This is a genomic window from uncultured Novosphingobium sp., assembly GCF_964277725.1.
Lineage (GTDB): Bacteria > Pseudomonadota > Alphaproteobacteria > Sphingomonadales > Sphingomonadaceae > Novosphingobium > Novosphingobium fluoreni.
The window spans coordinates 1-6540 of record NZ_CAXYKL010000221.1 but is presented as its reverse complement, the minus strand read 5'-3'; the positions used below and the strand labels follow the sequence as shown (position 1 = coordinate 6540).

General features: G+C 65.4%; 8 protein-coding genes. 6 read left to right on the top strand and 2 right to left on the bottom strand.

All coding sequences use genetic code 11. From position 1 onward, the window contains the following. The 4 genes from ACHWRX_RS12730 to ACHWRX_RS12715 all read left to right on the top strand — a co-directional run. On the top strand, positions 1-1801 hold a 1801-nt coding region (locus tag ACHWRX_RS12730; RefSeq protein WP_394659467.1), incomplete at its 5' end, for an acetyl/propionyl/methylcrotonyl-CoA carboxylase subunit alpha. Beyond that, positions 1798-2178 carry a TfoX/Sxy family protein gene (locus ACHWRX_RS12725; protein WP_394659466.1) on the top strand — a complete coding sequence of 127 codons (381 nt, stop codon included), beginning with the start codon at positions 1798-1800 and terminating at the stop codon, positions 2176-2178. The genes ACHWRX_RS12730 and ACHWRX_RS12725, both read left to right, overlap by 4 nt. Continuing rightward, the gene (locus ACHWRX_RS12720; protein WP_058735051.1) at positions 2178-2630 is read left to right on the top strand and encodes a MaoC family dehydratase; all 453 of its coding nucleotides are present in this window, start codon (positions 2178-2180) and stop codon (positions 2628-2630) included. Before ACHWRX_RS12725 ends, ACHWRX_RS12720 begins: the two co-directional genes overlap by 1 nt. Before the next feature lie 31 nt (positions 2631-2661). Further along, positions 2662-3177 carry a GNAT family N-acetyltransferase gene (locus ACHWRX_RS12715; RefSeq protein WP_394659465.1) on the top strand — a complete coding sequence of 172 codons (516 nt, stop codon included), beginning with the start codon at positions 2662-2664 and terminating at the stop codon, positions 3175-3177. 11 nt (positions 3178-3188) lie between these two features. On the opposite strand, the gene ACHWRX_RS12710 is transcribed toward ACHWRX_RS12715, so the two are convergent. Next, a complete protein-coding gene (locus ACHWRX_RS12710; protein WP_394659464.1) occupies positions 3189-4205 on the bottom strand; it encodes a zinc transporter ZntB in 1017 nt (338 codons plus the stop codon). Positions 4206-4303: 98 nt separating this feature from the next. On the opposite strand from ACHWRX_RS12710, the gene ispG reads away from it, so the two are divergent. Continuing rightward, entirely contained in the window at positions 4304-5440 is a 1137-nt protein-coding gene (ispG, locus tag ACHWRX_RS12705) for a flavodoxin-dependent (E)-4-hydroxy-3-methylbut-2-enyl-diphosphate synthase (RefSeq protein ID WP_058735049.1), read from the top strand. A gap of 55 nt (positions 5441-5495) precedes the next feature. Here the strand turns inward: ispG and ACHWRX_RS12700 are convergent, their stop codons facing one another. Next, a complete protein-coding gene (locus ACHWRX_RS12700; protein ID WP_394659463.1) occupies positions 5496-5924 on the bottom strand; it encodes a hypothetical protein in 429 nt (142 codons plus the stop codon). 118 nt (positions 5925-6042) lie between these two features. Between ACHWRX_RS12700 and ACHWRX_RS12695 the strand changes: the two genes are divergently transcribed. Continuing rightward, the gene (locus tag ACHWRX_RS12695) at positions 6043-6258 is read left to right on the top strand and encodes a hypothetical protein (RefSeq protein ID WP_394659462.1); all 216 of its coding nucleotides are present in this window, start codon (positions 6043-6045) and stop codon (positions 6256-6258) included. The last annotated feature ends 282 nt before the right edge of the window (positions 6259-6540 follow it).

Here is a 6540-nt window from a genome sequence, read left to right as displayed (position 1 = left end):
CACGGCCCGACGGCTCGGTATCCGCACCATCGCGGTCTATTCCGATGCCGACGCCGATGCGCTCCATGTGCGCCAGGCGGATGAGGCCGTGCATATCGGCCCCTCGCCCGCGCGCGAAAGCTATCTTGTGGGCGAACGCATCCTGGCCGCCGCGCGGCAGACCGGCGCGCAGGCGATCCACTCCGGTTATGGCTTCCTGTCGGAAAACTCCGCTTTCGCGCAGAGCGTGATCGACGCAGGGCTTATCTGGGTGGGCCCGAACCCCGCCTCGATCGATGCGATGGGCCTCAAAGATGCCGCCAAGACGCTGATGGCCGCCGCCGGGGTGCCGGTCACCCCAGGCTACATGGGTGCGGACCAGAACCCCGACCATCTCGCCGCCGAAGCCGCCAAGATCGGCTATCCGGTGCTGATCAAGGCGGTCGCGGGCGGTGGCGGCAAGGGCATGCGGCTGGTGGAGAGCGCCGAGGCGTTCCACGATGCGCTGGCCTCCTGCCAGCGAGAGGCGGCGGCCTCGTTCGGCAACGATCATGTGCTGATCGAAAAGTACATCCTCTCCCCCCGCCATATCGAAGTGCAGGTCTTCGGCGACAGCCACGGCAACGTCGTCCACTTGTTCGAACGCGATTGCTCGCTCCAGCGCCGTCACCAGAAAGTGATCGAGGAAGCGCCCGCCCCGGGCATGGACGAAGCCACGCGCGCCGCGCTGTGCGCCTCGGCGGTGCGCGCGGCGAAAGCGGTGGACTATGTCGGCGCCGGCACGATCGAGTTCATCGCCGATGGGTCGGGTGCGTTACGCGCCGATCGCATCTGGTTCATGGAGATGAACACCCGCCTGCAAGTCGAACATCCTGTCACCGAAGAGATCACCGGCGTCGATCTCGTCGAATGGCAGCTGCGCGTGGCGAGCGGCGAACCGCTGCCGCTGGCGCAGGAGGATCTGGCGATCCATGGCTGGGCGATGGAAGCGCGGCTATATGCCGAAGATCCGGCGAAGGGCTTCCTGCCCTCGATCGGCAAGCTGGAACTGCTGCAATTCGGCGAGAGCGAGGGTGCCGGTGGACGAGGCCGGGTCGACACCGGCGTGTTCGAGGGTGCGGAAGTCTCGCCTTTCTACGACCCGATGATCGCGAAGGTGATCGCCTGGGGCGAGGACCGCGACGAAGCGCGTGAGCGATTGTCCGACATGCTCAGCGACAGCGCGGTGTGGCCGGTGAAGACCAACGCCTCGTTCCTGGTCAAGGCGCTGGAACATCCCGACTTCGTGGCGGGCACTGTCGACACCGGCCTGATCGGCCGTAGCAGCGCCGCGCTGGCGCAAACGCCGCGGCCCTCGTGCGAGGTGTTGGAGGCGGCGGCGGCGGCGCTGGTCCCGGACGTGCCGGTATCGGGCTTCCGCCTGAATGCCGCGCCGACCCGCACGGCGTGGTTCCTCCTCGACGATCAGGAGATCGAGGTCGCCCTCCACCCCGGTGGCGGCGGCGAAGCCGTGGAAGCGGTGATGATCGCCGAGCAGGGGCAGGCCTGGCGGCTTTCGGCCTGGCGGCGCGAGGGCGTTGACGGCGCGGCGGCAGGGTCCGGCGCGATCGTCTCTCCCATGCCGGGCAAGGTGATCGCGGTGGATGTCGAAGCGGGGCAGACCGTTACCGCCGGGCAGAAGCTGCTGACGCTGGAAGCCATGAAGATGGAGCACACCCTCACCGCGCCATTTGCAGGCATCGTCGCCGAACTCAACGTCAGCGCCGGTCAGCAAGTGCTGGTGGAGGCGCTGCTGGCACGGATCGAAGCGGAGGCCGAATGAACAAGGCGCGCGAGAAAGAACGGCACACCGAAATCGTCGATTGGGTAAGCGAATGCCTGGAGCCGATCGGCACCGTCACCGCCCGCGCGATGATGGGCGGACAGACGCTTTACTGCGACGGCGTGGTCTTCGCGATCGCCGCTGCCGGGCAATTGTGGTTCAAGGCCGACGCCGAAACCGATCACGAGTGGGATGCCGCCGAGCGTGAGCGCTTCGCCTACGATCGCGACGGCCAGACGGCGACGATGAACTACCGCCTCGCGCCAGACGACTGCTACGATTATCCCGATGAGATGCGCCGCTGGGCCGAACTCGGCCTTGTGGCGGGGCGACGCACCGCCGCCAAGAAAAAGCCCCGCAAGGCCAAGGAACTCTGATGCCCGGCAAATTCTTCGACGAGTGGACCATGGGCGAGCGCATCACCCACCAGCCCAGCCGCACCGTCACCGAAACGGACAATCTGCTGTTCAGCGCCATGACGCACAACATGCAGCCCCTGCACCTCGATGCCGAGACGGCCAAGGCCAGCGAGTTCGGCCAGATCCTGGTGAACTCCACCTTCACCTTCAGCCTGGCGGTAGGGCTCTCCATCGCCGACACGACCGTGGGCACGCTCGTCGCCAATCTGGGGTTCGACAAGGTGGTGACGCCCAAGCCCACCTTTCTCGGCGATACGCTGACGTGCCATAGCGAAGTGGTGGAGCTGCGCGAAAGCCGCTCTCGCCCGACGCAGGGAATCGTCGTCTTTCGGCATGAGCTGACCAATCAGCGGGGCGAGACGGCACTCTCCATGTTGCGCACGGTGTTGCTGAAAAAGCGCGAAGGTTGACGCACCCGGCGCGAGCGGCAATCTCGCGATCATGAAGCTGCGTTCCGCCACACCCGCCGATGCCGCCGCCCTCGCCCGGTTGGGACGCGATGCCTTCTGCGCGTCGTTCGCGCACCTCTATCGCGACGAGGACTTGCAGGCGTTCCTGGCCGCCGCGCATTCGCCGGAAAAGGTCGCCGCCGAGATCGCCGATCCGGCCATGGCGATCGTGCTGGCGGTGGCGGACGAAGGTGCGCTGCTGGGTTACTGCAAGCTGGTGCTGGCATGCGGCTGGCCCGAACATGCCCGCGCGCAACCCGTGGTTGAGATCAAGCAGTTCTACACCCAGCCCCACGCCACCGGGCGCGGAATCGGCGCGGCGCTGATGGATTGGACGCTGGCGGAAGCGCAGCGCCAGGGGGCAAAGGAAATCCAGCTATCGGTCTGGAGCGAAAACCACGGCGGCCAGCGCTTCTACGCGCGCTATGGCTTCAGCAAGATCGCCGACATCCACTTCATAGTGGGCCAACAGCGGGACGAGGAGTTCCTCTTCGCAAAGCTGCTATAGGCAGGACCACGTCAATCAGACCAGCGCAGCTTCTTGAAGATCAGCAACTGCACCACGGTGATCCCGGCGCAGATCGCCAACACCTCCCAAAACGCCGCCGGATCCTTTGCATCGGGTAGCCCTTCCACATTCATTCCCAGCAGCCCAGCAATGAAGTTGAGCGGCAGGAAGATCGTGGCGACGATCGCCAATTGCGATTGCGTGCGCGCGTTTCGCTCCAGCAGGCGCGCCCGCACATCATCCTGCAGCACCAGCGCGCTTTCGGTGGTGATGTCGAGGTCATCCAGATAGCGGCGCAGGCGGTCGATTGTCTCGGCGATTTCACGCCGGTCATGCGGCTCGAACCATTCCGGCGCATCGCGCGAGATGTTTTCCAACGCCTCGTGCTGGGGCGACATATAGCGCTTCAGCTGCAGGCATTCGCGCCGGATGCGCGATATCTCCGCCAGCATCGCCTTGTCCGCGCAATCAACCTCCTGCTCTTCCAGCGCATCGATCGCATCATCCAGATCGAGGATGACGTTGCCCATCCGCCCGACCAAGTGCTTGGTCAGCGACGTGATCAGCGATCCCGCGTCGACCGGCCCCTGGCCCGCGTCCAGTTCATCGCGCGTATCCCGAGGCGTCTGCAGCGGAGCCCGGCGCAAAGTGACGAGGCGGGTGCCATCGCACCACACCTGCATCGAAACCATATCCTCAGGCTCGGCGCCGGGGTTGAAGTTGATGCCGCGCAAAGTCGCCACCAGTGCGCCGTCTTCACGAAACGCGCGGGGGCGGGTGGCGTCGCTGGTCAGCAACTGCGCGGTCGGCGCGGAGATGGCGCAATGCTCCATCAACCAGTCGCGGGCGCCCGGCTCTGTCCGGCACAAATGCACCCACAACATCTCACCGGGAACGGAGGGCTTCCACGCCCGGGCCGCCTCCCACGAGATTTCGCGCGCGCCGCCCCGCCCGTCCAGCACCCGGCCGAACAGCAGGGGCCCATCCAGCTCGCAATCATCGTTGTGCGTCAGATCATGCATCATCATGGCTGCATGCCCCAACGCGGCAAACGGCAAAAGGTGCATGGCCGCATTTACCGAGAGTATGCCTTTCACCCGTCACGCGAAGCGCCTATACACGTGCCATGTCCGCAATCCGTCCCTGGCGCACGATAGAGCGCCGCAAGAGCCGTCAGATCATGGTCGGCAAGGTCCCCGTCGGCGGCGATGCCCCGATCACGGTCCAGACCATGACCAACACCCTCACCAGCGATGCCGGCGCCACGATCGACCAGATCCGCCGATGCGAGGATGCCGGGGCGGACCTGATCCGCGTCTCCTGCCCCGATGTGGAAAGCACCGCCGCCTTCCATGAGATCGTCCGCGCCGCCAAGGTGCCGCTGATCGCCGACATCCACTTTCACTACAAGCGCGCCCTGGAAGCGGCGGATGCCGGTGCGGCGTGCCTGCGCATCAACCCCGGCAACATCGGCTCGGCAGAGCGCGTGGCCGAAGTCGTCCGCGCCGCCAAGGCCAACGGCTGCGCCATCCGCATCGGCGTCAATGCCGGCAGCCTGGAAAAGGACCTGCTGGAAAAGTACGGCGAGCCCTGCCCCGAGGCACTGGTGGAATCCGCGCTCGATCACATCAAGCTGCTGCAGGACCACGATTTCCACGAATACAAGGTGGCGGTGAAAGCCAGCGACGTGTTCCTGGCCGTCGCCGCCTATCAGGGCCTGGCCGAAGCGGTGGACTGCCCGCTGCACCTGGGGATCACCGAGGCGGGTGGCCTGATCGGCGGCACGGTGAAATCATCGATCGGCATCGGCAATCTGCTGTGGGCGGGCATCGGCGACACCTTGCGCGTCTCGCTCTCGGCCGAGCCGGAAGAGGAAGTGCGCGTCGGGTTCGAAATCCTCAAGGGTCTGGGCCTTCGCACGCGCGGCGTCCGGGTCGTCTCATGCCCATCCTGCGCGCGCCAGGGCTTCGATGTCATCCGCACTGTGGAGGCGCTGGAAACCCGGCTCTCGCACATCAAGACACCGATCTCGCTCTCTGTGCTGGGTTGCGTCGTCAACGGCCCCGGTGAGGCGCGCGAAACCGACATCGGCCTGACCGGCGGCGGCAACGGCAAGCACATGGTCTACCTCTCCGGCGTGACCGATCACCACGTCCAGTCCGAGGATATGCTGGACCACATCGTCTCGCTGGTGGAAGCCAAGGCCGCACAGATCGAAGCGGAGATGACCGACGCCGACAAGGTCAGCGAAGCCGCGGAGTAGGTCAGCCAGCATTGCGCTGACGGGCTTACGCCCGCGTTCGTAGCTGGCCGCTGCGTCAGAAATGGATGTCGATGTAGTCGGTCAGGCCATCGCACCATTCGAATTCGCGCAGGCGGTAGTATCGCCGGTTCTGGGTGATGGCGAAATGCCAGTCCTTGGTGGCTTCACACCGGCGGCCGACGTCAGGCGTATCGGTCATCCGGATCGTGCCGCGCAAGGTGAAGAAGCCCTTGCCGATTTCCGTCACGGTGCCATCCACGAACAGCCGACCGCTGCCGCCCGCCTGGGCCTGCGTAGCGGTCAGCCGCCAGCTCGATGCGCGAACCACCCGGACAGAGCCACGCGTGTTCCAGTCGATCCATTGCAGCGTTACGCCTTTGTTTTCGGCCAAGTGGCGGGCATCGCGGGGGCTGGTGATCATCGTGCGATCGGCCGGAGCGGCGGCGGTCAGCAATGCGAGCGGCAGGAGCAGGGCATGGCGCATGCGCTGATCGTAGCAGCCCGTCCTGGTTTTGTCCCGCCACGGCACTCATGCCATCCTGGCTTCTTGCCAAGTGGGCCGATTCGGCAGACAGTAAACATCCATTTCGGATGTGGCGCGCATGCTGAAGATGCTGTTCCTTCTGGGCCTGATCTTCGCAGTCTGCGTCGGGCTGGGCGTCCTCGTGATGTCCATTCGCAACCGCCGCCGCCGCCACCTCAGCCGCGCCCACCGCACCAGCGACTACGCCGAGCGGCAATCGCAATGGCGGACCTATCTGTCGCTCAACAAATCACGCAGCGTGCGCCGAATCACCGATCAGGGCGAACCTGACTGACGCGAGCGAGGCGGCCATTGCCTAGCGTAAGACACGCCGGCTCCTTTTTCCGGTCATGTCGAGGAAAATCCGCCTTTCAATCCACACCGCCACCAGAGACGCGCCCGCCCCCTTCCGCTCGGACTTACATATCCGAACGATCGGCTCCCGATCCCACAACCCGCAAAGAAAAACCCCGCCGGATCGCTCCAGCGGGGTCTTCCTGTTGTAGCCCTGAAGGCCGGCGCGAGGCTTACGCTTCGTCGTCGCCGTTGATCAGGTAATCACCGGCATCGGCATCGG

What these genes read in the sequence shown, in the direction of transcription:
- ACHWRX_RS12725 (WP_394659466.1), top strand. Translation starts at nt 1,798, where the DNA reads ATGAACAAGGCGCGCGAGAAAGAACGGCACACCGAAATCGTCGATTGG.
- ACHWRX_RS12720 (WP_058735051.1), top strand. Translation starts at nt 2,178, where the DNA reads ATGCCCGGCAAATTCTTCGACGAGTGGACCATGGGCGAGCGCATCACC.
- ACHWRX_RS12715 (WP_394659465.1), top strand. Translation starts at nt 2,662, where the DNA reads ATGAAGCTGCGTTCCGCCACACCCGCCGATGCCGCCGCCCTCGCCCGG.
- ACHWRX_RS12710 (WP_394659464.1), bottom strand. Translation starts at nt 4,205, where the DNA reads ATGATGATGCATGATCTGACGCACAACGATGATTGCGAGCTGGATGGG.
- ispG (WP_058735049.1), top strand. Translation starts at nt 4,304, where the DNA reads ATGTCCGCAATCCGTCCCTGGCGCACGATAGAGCGCCGCAAGAGCCGT.
- ACHWRX_RS12700 (WP_394659463.1), bottom strand. Translation starts at nt 5,924, where the DNA reads ATGCGCCATGCCCTGCTCCTGCCGCTCGCATTGCTGACCGCCGCCGCT.
- ACHWRX_RS12695 (WP_394659462.1), top strand. Translation starts at nt 6,043, where the DNA reads ATGCTGAAGATGCTGTTCCTTCTGGGCCTGATCTTCGCAGTCTGCGTC.